Below are 17,986 nucleotides of genomic sequence, written 5' to 3' on the forward strand. Positions count from 1 at the left end.
TGCTCAGATCAGCTCACGTACGTCCGTCAGCTTGCCGGTGAGAGCTGCTGCGGCTGCCATTGCCGGGCTGACCAGGTGGGTGCGCCCCTTGTAGCCCTGACGGCCCTCGAAGTTGCGGTTCGAAGTGGCCGCGCAGCGCTCGCCGGGGGCCAGCTGGTCGGGGTTCATCGCGAGGCACATGGAGCAGCCCGCGAGGCGCCATTCGAAGCCGGCGGCCTCAAAAATCTCGGCCAGGCCTTCTTCCTCGGCCTGCGCCCGCACCAGGCCGGAGCCGGGAACGATCATGGCGCGCATGCCGTCCTTGATCTTCTTGCCCTTCACCACTTCGGCCACGGCCCGCAGGTCTTCGATGCGACCGTTGGTGCAGGAGCCGATGAACACGGTGTCGATCTCGATGTCGGTCAGCTTCTGGCCCGGGGTCAGACCCATGTATTCGATCGAGCGGCGCGCCGCCTCGACCTTGCCACCGGTGAAGTCCTCGGGGTTCGGCACCACGCCGGTGATCGGCAGAACGTCCTCGGGGCTGGTGCCCCAGGTCACGACCGGCTCGATGTCTTCGCCCTTCAGGGTGACGACCTTGTCGAAATGGGCCCCTTCGTCGGTGTAGAGCGTCTTCCACCAGTTCAGCGCGGCTTCCCACTGCGCGCCCTTCGGCGCGTGCGGGCGGCCCTTGACGTATTCAAAGGTGGTCTCGTCCGGGGCGATCAGGCCCGCGCGGGCGCCGCCTTCGATTGCCATGTTGCAGACGGTCATGCGGCCTTCCATCGACATGTTGCGGATCACTTCGCCGCAGTATTCGATGACATAGCCGGTGCCGCCGGCGGTGCCGGTGGCGCCGATCACGGCCAGCGTCACGTCCTTGGCGGTGACGCCCGGCTTCAGCTTGCCGGTGATCTCCACCTTCATGTTCTTGGACTTCTTCTGGATCAGCGTCTGGGTGGCCAGCACGTGCTCCACCTCGGAGGTGCCGATGCCATGCGCCAGCGCGCCGAAGGCGCCGTGGGTGGCGGTGTGGCTGTCGCCGCAGACCACGGTCATACCGGGCAGGGTCCAGCCCTGTTCGGGGCCGACGATGTGCACGATGCCCTGGCGGATGTCATCCACCGGGTAGTAGTGCACGCCGAACTCCTTGGCATTCCGGTCGAGCGCTTCGACCTGAATGCGGCTTTCCTCGTTCTCGATGCCTTTGGCGCGGTCGAGCGTGGTGGGGACGTTGTGGTCCGGCACCGCGATGGTCTTGTCCGGGGCATGCACCTTGCGGCCGGCCATGCGCAGACCCTCGAAGGCCTGCGGGCTGGTCACCTCATGGACCAGGTGGCGGTCGATATAGAGCAGGCAGGTGCCGTCCTCTGCTTCATGCGCGACATGCGCATCCCAGATCTTGTCATAGAGTGTTTTGGGGGACATGGGTCCACTCCCGTAATGTATTGGGTATGCTGGCTGTTGGGCTGGGCAAACGCCTTATAGGCGCGCCAGGACCGTGCGGGCGGCGCCAAAGAACCGTTCGCGTAGCCGGGCGCGGTCTTGCAGTTCAATCTTTTGGGCCAATACGAGGGTCATGGCTGTCAGATACATCCGCGCGGGCCGGCAATCAAGATTCGTTCTCTCTGACGCCCGTTCGGCGGTTCCGTTCCATCGCGGCCTGTCCCCGTCTTTTCTTGATCCCGACCGGTCACAACGGCAGACTGTCTGAAAAGGGGAGGCATGATGGAGCCCGAGGAGCAGGTCCAACCCAAGGATGCCCTGGCAGAGGGGGCCGCAGAGGCGATTGCGCTTGGTCAGCAGCTGTGGACCTTCGCCATCGACACGATCGAGCACCTGCTGCGGCCGTGGAATGCCTACCAGATCGGTATCGCGGTGGGGCTTTTTGTCCTCGCCACACTGGTCGCGCGCCCGCTGAGTGCTGCGTTCCACAACTGGCTGCGCAGCCGCGAAGGCTGGCCGCGCTGGCGGATGCGGGCAGGGCTGGTGCTGCACAAGCGGATCCGCGGCATCGTTTTCGTGGTGCTGATCTGGCTGGTGGTGCTGATCATGCAGGAGGTCACCTGGCCCAGTCGCTCGCGGTTGCTGACGGTGATCGCCAACCTGTCCCTGGCCTGGCTGATCGTGTCTTTCGCCACCCGGCTTGTGGCCAATCCACTGCTGCGGAATCTGGTCAAATACGGCGCCTGGATCTGGATCACCTTGCGCATCCTCGGGGTCACGGAGGAGGCGACTGCCCTGCTGGATGGCGTCGCCATCGATTTCGGAGACCTGAGGATCTCGCTGTATCTGGTGGTGCAGGCGGCGGTGATCCTGGGGGTCATGCTGACGCTGGCACGGGTGATTTCCTCGGTGGCGGCGAACCGCATCCGTGGCAACCCCGATATTTCGCCATCCATGCAGGTTCTGGGGGCCAAGCTGGCGCAGATCCTGCTGTTCGGTGCGGCGTTCTTCATCGGGCTGAAGGCGATCGGTATCGACCTGACCGGGTTGGCGGTGCTGTCAGGGGCCATCGGCGTGGGGCTTGGCTTTGGCCTTCAGAAGGTGGTCTCGAACCTGGTGTCGGGCCTGATCATCCTGTTGGACAAGTCGATCAAGCCCGGCGACGTGATCTCGCTGGGCGACACCTTCGGCTGGATCAACGCTTTGGGCGCGCGCTATGTCTCCGTGGTCACCCGCGATGGGCGCGAATACCTGATTCCGAACGAGGATCTGATCACCTCGCAAGTGGTGAACTGGTCGCATTCCAACAAGTTTGTGCGGCTCGACCTGCATTTCGGCACCGGCTACGGCGATGATCCGCACCGGGTGCGCAACATCGCGATCGAGGCCGCGCTCGGAGTGGACCGGGTGCTGCAGGCGGGCAACCGCCGCCCGGTGTGCCACATCACCGGCTTCGGCGACAGCAGCGTCGACTACGTGCTGCGCTTCTGGATCGACGATCCCACCGGCGGGCTGACGAATATTCGCGGCAATGTCTACCTGGCGCTGTGGGACGCCTTCCAGGCTGAGGGCATTTCCATCCCCTTCCCGCAGCGCGAGGTGCGGATGCTGAACGACGAACTTCCGGTCAGGGTTGCGCCTGCGGGCAAGGAGGGATAAAGCACATGGCTTGCATCACAGGTGGGGGATTCATTGAAATTTTACCCACTGGTTGCTACATTATTAATAGGCCCGGCGCCGGGGCTTGGCGGCGCGTTGTAAGGAGGACTATGTCCTGTCACCCGTACCTCAAGCGGCGGATGCCGCTGTTTCTGGGGCAGCCGTGATGGCCGCCCAGTCCCAGCCCACCAGCGAACAGCTGCTGGAGCGGATTCTCTCCTCACTCAGCGATGACAAAGCCGAAGATGTTGTGCAGATCGACCTGCGCGGCAAGACTTCGATCGGGGATTACATGGTGCTGGCCTCGGGCCGCTCCACCCGTCAGGTCGCGGCCATGGCTGAAAAACTGACCGACCGGCTCAAGCAAGAGTACCGGATTGTCAGCAAGGTCGAAGGCAAGGATGCCGGCGACTGGGTTCTGATCGACACCGGCGATGTCATCGTGCATATCTTCCGCCCGGAAGTGCGCGAGTTCTATCAGCTGGAAAAGATGTGGATGCCCGCAGGCACTGCCGCCGCCGCTCAGACCGGCGACGACTGAGCCGGGGCACTTGCCTCTGATTGCGGCCCGCGCAAAGGGTGCGGGCCATATGGTGTGGAGCCTCTATGCGTCTGCATATCTGTGCGGTTGGCCGCCTGCGCGCTGGCCCCGAAAAATCCCTGATCGATGATTACCTTACCCGGTTCGACCGGACCGGCCGCGCCCTTGGCCTGGGCCCGGCCCGTGTGGTTGAAGTCGAGGACAAGAAGAACGGCGGCATGGCGGCCGAGGCGGCGCTGTTGCGCAAGGCCTTGCCGCGCGGCGCGGTGATCTGCACCCTGGATGAGCGTGGCAAGGTGATTTCCTCCCCGGATTTTGCCGACAGGCTGGCCGGTTGGCGCGACAGCGGGCGGCAGGATCTGGCGCTGATCATTGGCGGTGCAGACGGCATCGATCCCGGCCTGCGCGCCGAGGCCGATTTCTCGATCTCCTTTGGCAAGATGGTCTGGCCGCATATGCTGGTTCGGGTCATGCTTGCCGAACAGGTCTACCGTGCCGCGACAATCCTGAGCGGCAGCCCGTACCATCGGGTGTGACGCCACCCCGATCGCGTCGTTTCGACCTTTTTCACACTACGTGCCAGCGGCCTAGGGCAGGTTGAGCGGATAAGTCACCTGCGCCCAGCCGTCGATCAGGCAGCGGGCCTGAATCTTTACCTGAGTGGTCTGGGCCGGGATCTGAATGTTGCTCAGTGAACGGGTGAAGGGTTGTTCGCGCACGTGCGGATGGGCCAGCACCCGCAGGCCCAGTTCATTGCCATCCATGTCAAGCACGCGCCAGCCATCGGCATAATGGTCCCAGCCAGTGTCGGGATGGGACAGGGTCACGCTGATTGTCCAGCCTTCTGCCGATGCGCGCGCGCTTGCGTCCTCAATCACCGGGGGGTCCGCCTTGGCGGCAGGGGGCGCCAGAAAGAGCGGGCAAACGGCAAGGGTGGCGAGTCGCAGGAGCATGGCGCCAGTCTGACACTGGCTCAGCGCATTGGTATAGTCACGATGCCGTGTCACCCTTGCTTTCGGGCGGGGTGCGCAAAAGGATGCTACGCGATTGCGAGGCAAACTCGCGCCGGTACAACACTGCCATGGTGATGAGCGCCGCGGCTGCCAGCGCGGCTGCACCGGCCAGCCAGGCCACGGCTGCCAGCGCAAAATAGGTGGCCCGCATGCCGCGATTGAAACTGCGCGCGGCGGTGATGTTGATCTCGGCGGCCTGTGCCGCCCGCGGATAGGCCTGCGGATCCGCCCGGTCGTTCGGCACCGCCGCCATCAGCACCGCGCAATAGCCGAACAGACGGTGTGACCAGACAAACTTCAGGAAGGCGTTGGAAAGGAACAGGACCACCAGCAGCACCTTGATCTCCCAGACGAAAGCGGGGGCGCTGTCCTGCATCAGGTCTTCGGCCACCCCTGCCAGCTGCTCTGTATTGCCGATCAGCGCCAGCCCGCCGCCGATGGCGATCATCGCGGCAGAGGCGAAAAAGGCGGTGGCCTGGCGCAGGTTGCCCACCAGCTGGGCGTCAAAGATCCGCGGGTCGCGTTCGACCATGCGTTTCATCCAGTCGCGCCGGAAATCCGCCATCAGCCACGACACCGAAGGTCGCCCCTTGGGCGGGTTTTCGATCCGCCAGCCGATCCACAGCCAGCCGCAGACCAGCAGCGCCAGCGCGGCCAGGTCAAAGAGTGAAAAAAGTGTCAAACGGTCGATCCAGGTCATGGGCGCACCCTAGCGCGGCAATCCGCCACTTGCCAGATGGGGTAAATTGGTAATATTAATTGACCAAAGAGGAGAGCCCCATGCAGATGCCATCCCCGAACCCCGCCATTCTGGCCCGCAAGGACGCGCTTGTGGCGCGGTTGGCAGAGGTGCTGCCTGCCGATGCGATCATCCAGGATGAGGCCGAGACCCGCGTCTACGAATGTGATGCGCTGACGGCCTACAAGTGCCCGCCGTTGCTGGCGGTGCTGCCGCGCAGCACTCGGGAGGTTTCGGACGTGCTGCGCATCTGCCACGAAGAGGGGGTGCCGGTGGTGCCGCGCGGGGCAGGCACCTCGCTGGCGGGTGGGGCCTTGCCGACGGCCGACTGCGTGATCCTCGGCGTTGCCCGCATGAACGAGGTGCTGGAGACGGACTATGACAACCGGTTCATCCGGGTCCAGGCGGGCCGCACCAACCTCAGCGTGTCCGGCGCCGTTGAGGAAGAGGGGTTCTTCTACGCCCCGGACCCGTCCTCGCAGCTGGCTTGTGCGATTTCTGGCAATATTGCGATGAACTCCGGCGGGGCACATTGTCTGAAATACGGCGTGACCACCAATAACCTGCTCGGTGTGACCATGGTGATGATGGACGGCTCGGTGGTCGAGATCGGCGGTGCGCATCTTGATGCAGGCGGTCTCGATTTGCTGGGCGTGATCTGTGGCAGCGAAGGGCAGCTGGGTGTGGTCACCGAAGCAACCCTGCGCATCCTGCACAAGCCCGAGGGCGCGCGGCCGGTTCTGATCGCGTTTGACAGCAACGAAGTGGCCGGAGCCTGTGTCAGCGATATCATCAAGGCGGGTGTCCTGCCGGTTGCGATCGAATTCATGGACCGCCCCTGCATCGAGGCTTGCGAGGCCTTTGCGAAGGCAGGCTACCCGATGTGCGAGGCGCTTCTGGTGATCGAGGTGGAGGGCAGCGCGGCGGAGATCGACCACCAGCTGGCGCTGATCGCGGAGATCGCTCGCGCGCACAACCCGGTGGAGCTGCGCGAAGCCCGCGATGCCGATGAGGCCGCCCGCATCTGGCTGGGCCGCAAGTCGGCCTTTGGGGCGATGGGGCAGATCAACGATTACATGTGCCTCGACGGCACGATCCCGGTTTCGGCCTTGCCGACGGTGCTGCGCCGGATTGGAGAGTTGAGCAAGGAGTTCGGGCTGGATGTGGCCAACGTCTTTCATGCAGGCGACGGCAACATGCACCCGTTGATCCTCTTTGACGCCAACAAACCGGGTGATCTGGAAACCTGCGAGGCCTTTGGTGCCGAGATCCTGAAGCTTTGTGTCGAAGTGGGCGGCTGCCTGACCGGTGAGCACGGTGTCGGTATCGAGAAACGCGACCTGATGCTGCATCAGTACAGCGCTGCCGATCTGGAGGCGCAGCTGAGGGTCAAGGACGTGTTCGATCCGAAGTGGTTGCTGAACCCGGCCAAGGTCTTCCCCCTGTCGGTGACCGAAAGCCGTCGCGGCGTGGTGATGTCCGCTGCATAATTGGGGCTTTGCCCCAAACCCCAGAGTATTTGGACAAAGATGAAGATGATGACACCAGAGACAGAGGCGGAGCTGGCCGAAGCCATCGCCAACGCCGAGGGTCCTTTGACCATTCAGGGCGGCGGCAGCCGCGGGCTGGCGGTGGCGGGCGATGTGCTCAGCACCCAAGGGCTGACCGGCGTGGAGCTGTATGAGCCGGGCGCGCTGACGCTCGTGGTGCGGGCGGGAACGCCGGTGGCCGAGGTCGAGGCGCTGCTTTCTGCGGAGAACCAGCAACTGGCGTTTGAGCCGATGGATCATCGTGGTCTTCTGGGCACGGCCGGTGCGCCGACGATTGGCGGGGTGATTGCCGCGAATGTGTCAGGTCCGCGCCGCATTCAGGCGGGGGCTGCACGGGACCATCTTCTGGGGGTGCGGTTTGTCGACGGAAGCGGGCAGGTCCTCAAGAACGGCGGCCGGGTGATGAAGAATGTCACCGGTTATGACCTGGTCAAACTGATGTGTGGTGCCCATGGCACGCTGGGGATGCTGAGCGAGGTGTCCCTGAAGGTGCTGCCGCGGCCCGAAGCTGTCGTCACCGTGGCTGTCGAGGGCGGCGATCTGTCGTCTGCCGTGGCGGCCATGTCGGCAGCCTTGGGGTCGCCCTATGATGTGACCGGGGCGGCCTATGATCCCGATCGGTCGGTCGCTTACGTGCGCGTCGAAGGCTTTTCCTCCTCGGCGGCCTACCGGGCCGAACGGCTGGTGGCGGAACTGGGCCGGTTCGGCTCGACAAGGCTGGCGGAGGACAGCGAGGCAGTGTGGCAGGGCATCCGTGACGTTGCGGCGTTCCACGGGCGCGCGGGCGATGTCTGGCGGATTTCGGTCAAACCGTCGGATGCCGTGGCGCTGGCCCCGCAGTTGCAGGCCGAGGCGCTGCAGTTCGATTGGGGCGGCGGGCTGATCTGGGCGCTGGTGCCGGAAGGCACCGATCTGCGTGCCTGCATCACCGTGCCGGGCCATGCAACGCTGGTGCGCGCCAGCGCCGAGACCCGCGCCCGGCTCGGGGTCTTCCAGCCGCAGTCCGGGCCGCTGGCGGCGCTGTCGGCGGGACTGCGGCAGCAGTTCGATCCGCGCGGCATTCTGAACTCAGGCCTGATGGGGTAGGACATGCAGACCACTTTCACCGAAGAACAACTGCAGGATCCCGGCATCGCGCGGTCCAATGAAATCCTGCGCTCCTGCGTGCATTGCGGGTTCTGCACCGCCACATGCCCCACCTACCAGGTGCTGGGGGATGAGCTGGACAGCCCGCGCGGCCGGATCTACCTGATCAAGGACATGCTGGAAAACGAGCGGGTGCCGGACGCCAAGACCGTCAAGCACATCGACCGCTGCCTGTCTTGCCTTGCCTGCATGACCACCTGCCCCTCGGGTGTGCATTACATGCATCTGGTGGATCACGCCCGCGCCTATATCGAGAAGCATTACGACCGCCCCTGGAGCGACCGCGCCCTGCGCTGGCTGCTGGCGCGAATCCTGCCCTATCCGACCCGCTTCCGGCTGGCGCTTCTGGGGGCAAAGCTGGCGCGGCCCCTGCGCGGGCTGATGCCGGATGCGCGGCTGCGGGCGATGCTGGACATGGCGCCGAAACAGATCCCTCCGGTCAGCCGCAATGACGATCCGCAAAGCTTTGCCGCCGCCGCACCGCGCCGGAAACGGGTCGCGCTGATGACCGGCTGTGCCCAGAAGGCGCTGAACACCGACATCAATGACGCCACCATCCGCCTGCTGACCCGGCTGGGCTGCGAGGTTGTGGTGGCCGAGGGCGCAGGCTGCTGCGGGGCGCTGACCCACCACATGGGGCGCGAAGAAGAAAGTCACGCGACAGCGGCGAAAAACATCCGCGCCTGGACCGCCGAGATGGACGGGCAGGGGCTGGACGCCATCGTCATCAACACCTCCGGCTGCGGCACCACGGTCAAGGACTATGGCCATATGTTCCGCAACGACGCGCTGGCGGCGGATGCCACGCGGGTGTCGGGGATTGCCATGGATATTTCCGAGCTGCTGATGCAGCTGGAACTGCCGGAGGGCACGGAGAAGGGGCTGACTGTGGCCTATCACGCGGCCTGCTCGCTGCAACACGGCCAGCAGATCAAGACCCACCCCAAAACGCTGCTGAAGCGCGCCGGTTTCACGGTGGTGGAGCCTGCTGACAGTCACCTGTGCTGCGGCTCGGCGGGCACCTACAACCTGATGCAGCCGGAAATCTCGGGCCAGCTGAAGGCGCGCAAGGTGAAGACGCTGGAGGCAAAGCAGCCCGACCTGATCGCCGCGGGCAATATCGGCTGCATGATGCAGATCGGCTCCGGCACGCAGCTGCCGATTGTCCACACGGTCGAGCTGCTGGACTGGGCCACCGGCGGGCCGCAACCACCCGCGTTGACAGCGCCCGGCAAGATCGTGCCGGAGGTGCCGATCCTGCGCTGAACAAATGAAAAGAATCCCCTCATACGGGGCTGCCTTTGTCCGCCGCTTGCCGTAATTTCGCCTGAAGAGACAGGTAATCTCCCGGTTGGTGGACAAGAGGAGACGCGAGTGAGGCAGTGGGTTCTGGCGGGTCTGGCAGCGGTGCTGCCAGCCGTGTCTTTGGCGCAGGACAGCCGTCTGCAGCGGATGGATACGCTGGATGCAGGCCGCAAGTGGGAAGCCGTCGGGCGGCTGGACGTCAATGGCGAAGGTTTTTGCACTGGCGCGCTGATCGCGCCCGATCTGGTGCTCACGGCGGCGCATTGCCTTTACGACAGCCGCACCAAGGAACGGATCGACCCCTCGACGATCGAATTTCTCGCAGGGTGGCGCAACGGTCGCGCCTCGGCGTACCGCTCGGTGCGCCGGGCGGTCGAGCATCCTTCCTACGTGTTCGACGGTGCCCTTTCGACGGATCGCGTGCGCAATGACCTGGCACTGCTGCAATTGCAACGCCCGATTCGAAACACCACCGTCACCCCTTTCGAAACCGATGCCCGCCCGCGCAAGGGGGCCCGGATCGGCGTGGTGTCCTATGCCCACGACCGCTCGGAAGCGCCCTCCCTGCAGGAGGTCTGCGCGGTGATGGCGCGGCAGGAGGGGGTGCTGGTGATGTCCTGTGATGTGGACTTTGGCTCCTCCGGGGCGCCGGTGTTTTCCTTTGACGGGGATAAGCCGCGGATCGTTTCGGTGGTGTCGGCCAAGGCCGAGGTCAGTGGCAAGCGGGTCTCGCTTGGCTCTGCGCTGGCGGAGGAGCTGGCCCTGTTGCAGGCACAGCTGACCGGCGTTGCCACTAGCAGCCGCATGCCGCCCGGCGTCGGTCGGGTACGGGTCGGTGAGGGGCGTGGCACCTCCGGCGCCAAGTTCATCCGGCAATGAGCTGGCGGGGGCTGATGCTGGCGCTTGTCGCCTGCGGCGTCAGCGCGGCAGCGATGGCCCAGGACACCGGCCTGCGGCGATTGACAGACCGCGAGGACGTGTTGGGCTGGGAAGCCGTGGGGCGGCTGGAGCTGAAGGGGCAGGGGTTTTGCACCGGGACCCTGATTGCGCCGGAACTGGTGCTGACCGCGGCGCATTGCGTTTATGGGCGCGACGGGATGCTGCGACCGGCAGAGCAGATCATCTTTCGCGCCGGGCTGCGCGACGGTGTGGCCATTGCCGAGCGGCAGGCGTTGCAGATCGCCGCGCATCCGGGTTTTGACCCACACCGTCGGTTGGACATGAACAACATTCGCCACGATGTTGCGTTGATCCGTCTGGCGCAGCCCATTCACAGCCACGAGGCCGATGCCTTTGCGCTGCACGCGGCGCGAGATTATGGCCAGGACATATCCGTTACCTCCTATGGCATGGGGCGGGCCGAAGCGCCGTCACGGCAGCGTCACTGCAACCTTCTAGGGGAGCAGAACGACGTGATGGTGATCGATTGCAACGTGACCTTCGGGTCTTCTGGTGCGCCGGTGTTCTCGCAGGTGGGCGGGCGGGGACGCATCCTGGCGCTGGTTTCGGGCGGCGGCAGCTACAATGGCCGAAAGGTTGCCTTTGGCATGAAGCTGCCAGAGCGCGTCGCGGAATTGAAGGCGCAGCTGCGCCGCAATCCGGTGGCGCCGCCAGGCCCACGGATCAAGCGTATCCGGGTCGGCAATGGAAGCTCATCCGCGGGCGGGGCAAAATTTGTCCGCCCCGAAGGCTGACATCCCTCTTGAACCCCTCTTCTGCTTTCCTATCTCAGCATTGTCGGGGCCGCCGCTGATCGGGGCCCGGACGTGACCCGCCTGTCCCAAAAGGGAAGGCACCCTTGAAATCGCTCAACTTATGAGGATGACACATGCGTACCTTCGATTTTACCCCGCTGCACCGGGCCACCATCGGCTTTGACCAGATCGCAAATCTGATGGACCGCGCCTTGAGCGCCGATTCCACCCAGTCCAGCTACCCGCCCTACAACATCGAAAAGACCGATGCCGACAGCTATCGCATTTCGGTGGCCGTTGCCGGTTTCTCCGAAGACGACCTGAGCGTCGAGGTCAAGGAAAACGCGCTGGTTGTTTCGGCCAAGAAGGCTGACACGGACGACGAAGAGCGGACGTTCCTGCACCGTGGCATTGCCACCCGTGCCTTCGAGCGTCGCTTCACCCTTGCCGACCACGTGCGGGTGACAGGCGCCACCCATGAAAACGGCATGCTGCATATCGACCTGTATCGCGAGGTGCCCGAAGCACTGAAACCGCGGCGGATCGAAATTGCCTCGTCCCGCACCAAGCATCCCGAGATCGAGGCCAAATCGGTCAACTGATCCGGTCGATGCATCACGGAAAAGCCCGCCAGAGATGGCGGGCTTTGTTGCTTTTGGCGGTTCCTGCGCGGGCTTAGCTGGGCTGGCCCGCCGTGCCGATGGAAAAGAACATGGTCTCGCCCGAGCTGTCATCGACGCCGTCATTGTCGGTGGAGACATAGATCTCGCCCGAGGGCAGAATCGCCAGGCCTTCGACCTTGTCCAGCACGTAGCCGCCGGTGGATTTCAGATCCGGCAGCAGATCGCGCACCAGCTCCTTGGTGACCACGGGCAGCTCGCCGCCCAGCGGTGCGGGCACCATCTCCGACAGTGGAATGCGGTAGACCTTCTTGGTCACGGCGCGCATGTCATGCTGGTTGTCGCGTTCCACCACATAGGCATAGCCGTCATGGGCGGCGATTTCCGACAGGCCGACCCAGCCGGTCTGCGGCTCTGCCTTCTGGTAATGCACTGCGCTCCATTCCTTGGTGTCGAGGTTATAAGCCACCAGTTTGACGTGGTTCTTCGGATCATCCTTCCATTCGCGCTGGACGGCCATCCACAGGGTGTTGCCGACCTTGGTGATGCCCTCAAAGCCAAAGCGCCGCTCCACCGCCTGCAGCTCCGGCGGCAGGGCGATTTCGCCCGATTTCGCCTTGATCAGGCCGTTTGCGTCCACGTGGTAGATCGCATGCGGGACAAGCCGGTCGCTGCGCCCCTCCGAGGCCACGTAGAAACCGCCTTCGCCATCAAGGGTGATGCCTTCCAGATCCAGTTTCTGCGCCGGGTTGCCGTCGGCGCGGTGGATGCGGATCACGTCGACAATGCGGGCCGGGGTCTGGCTGGGATCAATTTTGAAGATCGAGGGCTGAAAGCCGTAGAAGCTGTCGTTCACCGCCCAGATCATGCCGTCCTGATCGGCCACCATGCCGGAGATCGCGCCCCAGCCGATCAGCTCGTCCGCGCCGGCGGAGGTCAGATGCGGATAGGCGGCCGGTGCGTTTTGCAGCTCGAACAGGCTGACATGCGCCCGCGCGCCGCCGTCCTCGATCAGGTCTTTTTCATTGGCCGAAACCAGCAGGTTGCGCTCCGGGATCACCGCGTAGCCTTCAGGGCCAACACCCGAGGGGAGCAGCTGCTTTAGCACCGGTGCGGCGGGATCGCTCACGTCATAGACGCCGACGACCGAGGCACGCTCGGCGCCGACAAACACATAGGGCGTGCCGTCAAACTTGCCGAAGGTGACCGATTCCGGCTCCACGCCCTTGGCGTCCGAGCGTTTGTCCGGGTAATGGCCGATCTGCACGATGGCATGTTCAAAGCTGGTGCCGCTGTCGTAGACCACGGTGCCGTCCTTGCGGAAGATCGTCCAGCCGCGCGAGCCGCCCTGGTAGTCGCCTTCATTGGCGGTGGCGAAATGGTCGTCATCGATCCAGGCAACCGCATCGGGCTCGCGCAGGCGGCCCTTCTGGCTCTCGTCAAAGATCAGCGCGCCGCGTTCGTCCGTGGCGTCGATGCCCTCTAGGTCCACCGCCCCGGCGGAGAAATGGCTGACGACGCTGCCATCGCGCGCGACCACGACGATGTGGTTGTTCTCCTGCAGGGTGACGACCGTCTCCCCAAGGCCGTTGATCGAGACATATTCCGGCTCCGGGTCGGAACCGGCAATCTCGGCCAGTCCGGTCAGGCCGACCACCTTCATCGACGCGCAGTCGAGGCTGTCCTCGGCCAGCTCCAGCATCACCAGATTGCCCGCAGGCATCTGCGGGATCTGGCCGCCGTTCAGATCTTCGTCGCGCTCATTCTCGATCGCCACGGCGATAAAGCTGCCGTCCGGCGCCTGTGCCACGCTGTCCGGCTGACCGCCCAGATCGCAGGAGGCCAGCGTGTCGCCGCTGGCGATGTCGATGGCCATCAGCATTCCCGACGGCGCGGTATAGCTTTCCGATGTGTTCACCCCGACAAATGCGGTCTGGCCCTTGATGGCAACCGAGGTCGGCTCTCCCGGCAGGGCGATGTTGCCCAGCGGCTTGGGATTGGCGGGATCGGTGATGTCGATGCGGCCCAGTGCCTTCAGCGGGCTGTCGGTATAGGCCAGCGTCAGCCCGTCCGCGGTGGCGGCGATGATCTCGGGCGAGGTCTCGCGGCTGGTGTCTTCGCCAGCGGCCATGTTGGCGACCACGGGGAAAGAGGCGATACGGTTGAAATTCATCTCGGCCAAGGCCTGACCGGCGCTCAGGGCGAGGGCGGAGGTCAGGCAGATCATGCGCAGCGGCATCGGGTGTCTCCCAGTCAAAATTGATGGGCGGAACAGACCCGCTGCGCGTCACAGGCGCATGACGGCGGCGTTGCGGTTTTATGACAGCGGGGGCGGTGCCGTGGCCCGCCCCCCCGTGCAAGCGCGGTCAGACCGACATGCAGATGTATTTCATCTCCAGGTAGTCCTCGATGCCGTGGTGGCTGCCTTCGCGGCCGAGGCCCGACTGTTTCACGCCGCCAAACGGCGCCAACTCGGTCGAGATGATGCCGGTGTTGACCCCGACGATCCCGTATTCCAGCGCTTCCGCCACCTTGTAGACACGGCTCAGATCCTTGGCATAGAAGTACGACGCAAGGCCGAAGATGGTGTCATTGGCCATCGCGATCACCTCGTCCTCGTCCTCGAACTTGAACAGGGGTGCCATCGGGCCGAAGGTCTCATCGGTGGCAAAGACCATGTCGGTGGTCGCGCCGGTGATGATCGTGGGCTCAAAGAAGGTGCCGCCCAACTCGGACGGGTTGCCGCCGAGGATTACCTCTGCGCCCTTTTCCTTGGCATCGGCAATATGGGCCTGCACCTTTTCCACGGCTTTCTGGTTGATCAGCGGGCCGAATTGCACGCCCTCTTTCAGCCCGTCGCCAACGGTCATCTTCTCAACCGCGGCCTTCAGCTTGGCGGCGAATTCGTCATAGACCCCGGCCTGCACGTAGATCCGGTTGGCGCAGACGCAGGTCTGGCCGTTGTTGCGGAACTTGCACATGATCGCGCCCTCGACCGCGGCGTCCAGATCGGCATCGTCAAACACGATGAAAGGCGCGTTGCCGCCCAGCTCCATCGAGCATTTCATGACAGTGTCCGCCGCCTGCCGCATCAGGATGCGGCCGACCTCGGTGGAGCCGGTAAAGGTCAGCTTGCGCACCGCGCTGTTCTCGCAGAATTCCTTGCCGATTTCCGACGCGTTGGAGGAGGGCACAACGTTGAACACGCCTGCGGGAATGCCCGCACGGTCCGCCAAGACCGCCAGCGCGGTGGCTGACAGCGGTGTCAGCTCCGCCGGGCGCGCCACAAAGGAACAGCCCGCCGCCAGCGCCGGGCCCGCCTTGCGGGTGATCATCGCGTTGGGGAAGTTCCAGGGCGTGATCGAGGCGGCGACGCCGATGGGCTGCTTCAGCACGGTGATGCGCTTGTCACGCTGGTGGCCGGGGATGGTCTCGCCGTAGACGCGCTTGGCCTCTTCGGCGAAGAATTCGATGAAAGAGGCGCCATAGGCGATTTCGCCGCGCGCCTCGGCCAGCGGCTTGCCCATCTCGGCGGTCAGGATCACCGCCAGGTCTTCCTGGTTCTCCATCATCAGGTCAAACCACTTGCGCAGCACGCCCGCGCGCTCCTTGCCGGTCCATTTGGCCCAGTCCTTCTGCGCGGCTTCGGCCTGGGCGATGGCGCCGGCCACCGCGGCGCGGTCCAGATCGGCCACCTGCGCGATCACGTCGCCGCGGGCGGGATTTGTCACGTCAAAGGTGCTGCCGCCCTCGACGAACTTGCCGCCGACATAGGCGCGGGTTTCCAGCAGGCTGGGATCGTTCAGCAGGGATTTCAGGTCAGTGGTTGCGTCAAGCATGGCAGGCCTCCCGGGTTTCTGTGTCGCTGGAATGCAAATCAGCTGCGCCCAGTTATGTCCAGAGGGAACCATAAGTCCAGAATTTGATCAAATGATGGGCGCGCGAAAACCATGCGGAATTTGACACGGGCTGTGCGACACTGTCAGGTAGCCGCAAATAAAAACTTCAGGGGAGACCGGGCATGGAATTGGATGATGCCTATGCCAATGGCGCGTATATCGAAAATGCGGCGGACTACCCGCCGCGCTGGGCGGCGTCGGCCGAGGATTTCCGCAACAGTCTGCATGAACGGGCCCGGCTGGACATAGCCTATGGCGAAGGCGAGCGGCACAAGTTCGACTTGTTCCTGCCCGAGGGGACGCCGAAGGGGCTGTTCATCTTTGTGCATGGTGGCTATTGGCTGGCCTTCGACAAAAGCAGCTGGTCGCATCTGGCCCGCGGCGCGCTGAAGCACGGCTGGGCGGTGGCGATGCCGTCCTATGACCTGTGCCCTTCGGTGCGGATTGCCGACATAACCCGCCAGATTGCTGCCGCAGTGACCCGCATCGCGGCTGAGGTCGAGGGGCCGATCGCCCTGGCCGGGCATTCCGCCGGCGGCCATCTGGTGGCGCGGATGCTGGACAAGACGCTGCTGCCAGCGGAGGTGGGCACGCGGATCAAGACGGTAATCCCGATTTCGCCGCTGTCCGACCTGCGCCCCCTGCTGCGCACCTCGATGAACCAGAAGTTCAAGATGGATTCCGCCGCGGCGATCGCGGAAAGCCCGGTGGAGATGCAGGACCGCTACCCGGCGGAGGTCACCGTCTGGGTCGGTGGCGAGGAACGGCCTGCGTTTCTGGACCAGGCGATCTGGCTGGTTGAGGCCTGGGACGCGGATCACGTCATCGCCTTTGGCAAGCATCATTTCAACGTGATCGAGCCGCTGGCGGACCCCGAAAGCGATCTGGTGGCGCTGATCGTGAACTGAGCCGCCCCTTCCGCCCGTCAGACCGGACGGCACGCGCCACTCCCTCGCATGGGGGAGGGCGCTTTTCGTTTCTCGGCGCAGACTGCGGCGCGGTCCTTGGCGACGATCTGCAGAAGCCGTCCGTCTTTTTTCTTGCCAGCCACGCGATTTCGCCCCATCTTCGCGGCATGGGCCGGGCGATGGCGTCGCCGCATGGGATTCATGGTGCCCTGACATTCCAAAAACTGTCCTGAACGCCGGGACCTTTCTTGTAAGAAGGAAGGGTCTGATATGACTTCACGTCCTGACATGTACCGTTTTCACAATGGCGAAAAGGCGCCGTTGCAGTTTTCCGTTTCGGAGTATGAGGCGCGCATCGCGGGCCTGCGCAAGATCATGGCGGACGCTGGGGTGACGGCTGCGGTCTTCACCTCGATGCACAATATCTCCTATTACTCGGGCTTCACCTACTGCGCGTTTGGCCGCCCCTACGGCCTGGTGGTGACCGAGACCGAGGCAGTGACGATCAGTGCCGGCATTGATGCGGGCCAGCCCTGGCGGCGGTCGTTCTGCGACAACATCACCTATACCGACTGGCAGCGCGACAATTTCTGGCGTGCGATCAAATCGGTCAGCGGTGAAAATGCCGTCGTCGGATACGAGAGCGATCACCTGACGCTGCTGCAAAAGGACAAGCTGGAGAGCTTCCTGAAACCTTCGAGACTGGTTGACCTCTACCTGCCGACGATGGAGCAGCGGATGCGCAAGTCGGCGGCCGAGATCGAGCTGATTCGCGCCGGTGCCGCGGTGGCCGACGTCGGCGGTTTTGCGATCCGTGATGCGGTCAGGGAAGGCGTGCGCGAGATCGACGTGGCGATGGCCGGGCGCGACGCGATGGAACTGGAAATCGCCAAACGCTTCCCCGATGCGGAATACCGCGACACCTGGGTCTGGTTCCAGTCCGGTATCAACACCGATGGGGCGCACAACCCGGTGACGAGTCGCCGCCTGCAGCGCGGCGATATCCTGTCACTGAACACCTTCCCGATGATCTCGGGCTACTACACCGCCCTGGAGCGGACCATGTTCGTCGGCGAAGTCGACGATGCCAGCCTCGAGATCTGGGAGGCCAATGTGGCGGCGCATGAATATGGCATATCGCTGCTGCAGCCGGGCGCCAGCTGTGCCGAGATCACCCACAAGATCAACGCCTTCTTCGAAGAGCGCGACCTGCTGCAGTACCGCACCTTCGGCTATGGCCACTCCTTTGGCGTGCTGTCGCATTACTATGGGCGCGAGGCTGGGTTGGAGCTGCGCGAGGACATCGACACGGTGCTGGAGCCGGGCATGGTGATCTCGATGGAGCCGATGCTGACACTGGCGGAAGGGCAGCCTGGGGCCGGTGGCTATCGGGAGCACGACATCCTGCTGATTCAGGAAGACGGCAACGAGAACATCACCAAGTATCCCTACGGCCCGGCGTTCAACGTGGTGGGGTGATGGCTGCG

Annotated in this window: 16 protein-coding genes; 11 read left to right on the forward strand and 5 right to left on the reverse strand. The window is 64.2% G+C overall.

The features are described from left to right. Positions 1 to 3: 3 nt before the first annotated feature. Positions 4 to 1,407 carry a 3-isopropylmalate dehydratase large subunit gene (leuC, locus tag ACZ52D_RS10300; protein WP_369928692.1) on the reverse strand — a complete coding sequence of 468 codons (1,404 nt, stop codon included), beginning with the start codon at positions 1,405 to 1,407 and terminating at the stop codon, positions 4 to 6. 300 nt (positions 1,408 to 1,707) lie between these two features. Between leuC and ACZ52D_RS10305 the strand changes: the two genes are divergently transcribed. The 3 genes from ACZ52D_RS10305 (at position 1,708) to rlmH (ending at position 4,161) form a co-directional block, all read left to right on the forward strand. Continuing rightward, entirely contained in the window at positions 1,708 to 3,084 is a 1,377-nt protein-coding gene (locus ACZ52D_RS10305) for a mechanosensitive ion channel family protein (protein ID WP_369928867.1), read from the forward strand. Positions 3,085 to 3,250: 166 nt separating this feature from the next. Continuing rightward, positions 3,251 to 3,625: a ribosome silencing factor gene (gene rsfS / locus ACZ52D_RS10310; RefSeq protein WP_222454804.1), complete on the forward strand. Its 375-nt coding sequence runs from the start codon at positions 3,251 to 3,253 to the stop codon at positions 3,623 to 3,625. A gap of 65 nt (positions 3,626 to 3,690) precedes the next feature. After that, positions 3,691 to 4,161, forward strand: a complete 471-nt coding sequence (gene rlmH / locus ACZ52D_RS10315) for a 23S rRNA (pseudouridine(1915)-N(3))-methyltransferase RlmH (RefSeq protein ID WP_222454805.1) — start codon at positions 3,691 to 3,693, stop codon at positions 4,159 to 4,161. 51 nt (positions 4,162 to 4,212) lie between these two features. Here the strand turns inward: rlmH and ACZ52D_RS10320 are convergent, their stop codons facing one another. Together ACZ52D_RS10320 and ACZ52D_RS10325 are read right to left on the reverse strand one after the other, a co-directional pair. After that, positions 4,213 to 4,578 (reverse strand): hypothetical protein, encoded by a 366-nt coding sequence (locus ACZ52D_RS10320; protein ID WP_464441244.1) that lies wholly within the window; start codon positions 4,576 to 4,578, stop codon positions 4,213 to 4,215. A gap of 37 nt (positions 4,579 to 4,615) precedes the next feature. Then, positions 4,616 to 5,338, reverse strand: a complete 723-nt coding sequence (locus ACZ52D_RS10325; protein WP_222454807.1) for a DUF599 domain-containing protein — start codon at positions 5,336 to 5,338, stop codon at positions 4,616 to 4,618. Between the two features lie 80 nt (positions 5,339 to 5,418). Here ACZ52D_RS10325 and ACZ52D_RS10330 point away from each other — a divergent pair, with 80 nt between their 5' ends. The 6 genes from ACZ52D_RS10330 to ACZ52D_RS10355 all read left to right on the forward strand — a co-directional run bounded on the left by ACZ52D_RS10330 (position 5,419) and on the right by ACZ52D_RS10355 (position 11,674). Then, entirely contained in the window at positions 5,419 to 6,867 is a 1,449-nt protein-coding gene (locus ACZ52D_RS10330) for an FAD-linked oxidase C-terminal domain-containing protein (protein ID WP_464441245.1), read from the forward strand. A 48-nt stretch (positions 6,868 to 6,915) separates the two neighbouring features. Then, positions 6,916 to 8,013: an FAD-binding protein gene (locus ACZ52D_RS10335; protein ID WP_464441246.1), complete on the forward strand. Its 1,098-nt coding sequence runs from the start codon at positions 6,916 to 6,918 to the stop codon at positions 8,011 to 8,013. Positions 8,014 to 8,016: 3 nt separating this feature from the next. After that, on the forward strand, positions 8,017 to 9,339 hold the full coding sequence (glcF, locus tag ACZ52D_RS10340; protein WP_464441247.1) for a glycolate oxidase subunit GlcF: 1,323 nt from the start codon (positions 8,017 to 8,019) through the stop codon (positions 9,337 to 9,339). Positions 9,340 to 9,447: 108 nt separating this feature from the next. Beyond that, positions 9,448 to 10,257: a trypsin-like serine peptidase gene (locus tag ACZ52D_RS10345; protein WP_464441248.1), complete on the forward strand. Its 810-nt coding sequence runs from the start codon at positions 9,448 to 9,450 to the stop codon at positions 10,255 to 10,257. Continuing rightward, the gene (locus ACZ52D_RS10350) at positions 10,254 to 11,072 is read left to right on the forward strand and encodes a trypsin-like serine peptidase (protein ID WP_464441249.1); all 819 of its coding nucleotides are present in this window, start codon (positions 10,254 to 10,256) and stop codon (positions 11,070 to 11,072) included. The genes ACZ52D_RS10345 and ACZ52D_RS10350 overlap by 4 nt, the downstream gene beginning before the upstream one ends. 134 nt (positions 11,073 to 11,206) lie before the next feature. Continuing rightward, positions 11,207 to 11,674 carry an Hsp20 family protein gene (locus tag ACZ52D_RS10355; RefSeq protein ID WP_222454813.1) on the forward strand — a complete coding sequence of 156 codons (468 nt, stop codon included), beginning with the start codon at positions 11,207 to 11,209 and terminating at the stop codon, positions 11,672 to 11,674. A gap of 73 nt (positions 11,675 to 11,747) precedes the next feature. On the opposite strand, the gene ACZ52D_RS10360 is transcribed toward ACZ52D_RS10355, so the two are convergent. Both ACZ52D_RS10360 and ACZ52D_RS10365 read right to left on the reverse strand, forming a co-directional pair. Further along, complete coding sequence (locus ACZ52D_RS10360; RefSeq protein WP_464441250.1) at positions 11,748 to 13,931, reverse strand: esterase-like activity of phytase family protein; 2,184 nt, start codon at positions 13,929 to 13,931, stop codon at positions 11,748 to 11,750. 127 nt (positions 13,932 to 14,058) lie between these two features. Continuing rightward, on the reverse strand, positions 14,059 to 15,531 hold the full coding sequence (locus tag ACZ52D_RS10365) for an NAD-dependent succinate-semialdehyde dehydrogenase (RefSeq protein ID WP_464441251.1): 1,473 nt from the start codon (positions 15,529 to 15,531) through the stop codon (positions 14,059 to 14,061). Positions 15,532 to 15,713: 182 nt separating this feature from the next. Between ACZ52D_RS10365 and ACZ52D_RS10370 the strand changes: the two genes are divergently transcribed. Next, positions 15,714 to 16,499 (forward strand): alpha/beta hydrolase, encoded by a 786-nt coding sequence (locus ACZ52D_RS10370; protein ID WP_417473012.1) that lies wholly within the window; start codon positions 15,714 to 15,716, stop codon positions 16,497 to 16,499. Between the two features lie 270 nt (positions 16,500 to 16,769). Beyond that, complete coding sequence (locus ACZ52D_RS10375; protein ID WP_369928674.1) at positions 16,770 to 17,978, forward strand: M24 family metallopeptidase; 1,209 nt, start codon at positions 16,770 to 16,772, stop codon at positions 17,976 to 17,978. Positions 17,979 to 17,986: the final 8 nt, after the last annotated feature.

The sequence above is a fragment of the Leisingera sp. S2M4 genome, assembly GCF_055398055.1.

Bases quoted from the DNA above. Each gene is read 5' to 3' on its own strand.
- ACZ52D_RS10360 (WP_464441250.1), bottom strand. From the start codon at position 13,931: ATGCCGCTGCGCATGATCTGCCTGACCTCCGCCCTCGCCCTGAGCGCC.
- rsfS (WP_222454804.1), top strand. From the start codon at position 3,251: ATGGCCGCCCAGTCCCAGCCCACCAGCGAACAGCTGCTGGAGCGGATT.
- ACZ52D_RS10370 (WP_417473012.1), top strand. From the start codon at position 15,714: ATGGAATTGGATGATGCCTATGCCAATGGCGCGTATATCGAAAATGCG.
- leuC (WP_369928692.1), bottom strand. From the start codon at position 1,407: ATGTCCCCCAAAACACTCTATGACAAGATCTGGGATGCGCATGTCGCG.
- glcF (WP_464441247.1), top strand. From the start codon at position 8,017: ATGCAGACCACTTTCACCGAAGAACAACTGCAGGATCCCGGCATCGCG.
- ACZ52D_RS10305 (WP_369928867.1), top strand. From the start codon at position 1,708: ATGGAGCCCGAGGAGCAGGTCCAACCCAAGGATGCCCTGGCAGAGGGG.
- ACZ52D_RS10375 (WP_369928674.1), top strand. From the start codon at position 16,770: ATGACTTCACGTCCTGACATGTACCGTTTTCACAATGGCGAAAAGGCG.
- ACZ52D_RS10330 (WP_464441245.1), top strand. From the start codon at position 5,419: ATGCAGATGCCATCCCCGAACCCCGCCATTCTGGCCCGCAAGGACGCG.
- ACZ52D_RS10335 (WP_464441246.1), top strand. From the start codon at position 6,916: ATGACACCAGAGACAGAGGCGGAGCTGGCCGAAGCCATCGCCAACGCC.
- ACZ52D_RS10320 (WP_464441244.1), bottom strand. From the start codon at position 4,578: ATGCTCCTGCGACTCGCCACCCTTGCCGTTTGCCCGCTCTTTCTGGCG.
- ACZ52D_RS10325 (WP_222454807.1), bottom strand. From the start codon at position 5,338: ATGACCTGGATCGACCGTTTGACACTTTTTTCACTCTTTGACCTGGCC.
- ACZ52D_RS10355 (WP_222454813.1), top strand. From the start codon at position 11,207: ATGCGTACCTTCGATTTTACCCCGCTGCACCGGGCCACCATCGGCTTT.
- ACZ52D_RS10350 (WP_464441249.1), top strand. From the start codon at position 10,254: ATGAGCTGGCGGGGGCTGATGCTGGCGCTTGTCGCCTGCGGCGTCAGC.
- ACZ52D_RS10365 (WP_464441251.1), bottom strand. From the start codon at position 15,531: ATGCTTGACGCAACCACTGACCTGAAATCCCTGCTGAACGATCCCAGC.
- rlmH (WP_222454805.1), top strand. From the start codon at position 3,691: ATGCGTCTGCATATCTGTGCGGTTGGCCGCCTGCGCGCTGGCCCCGAA.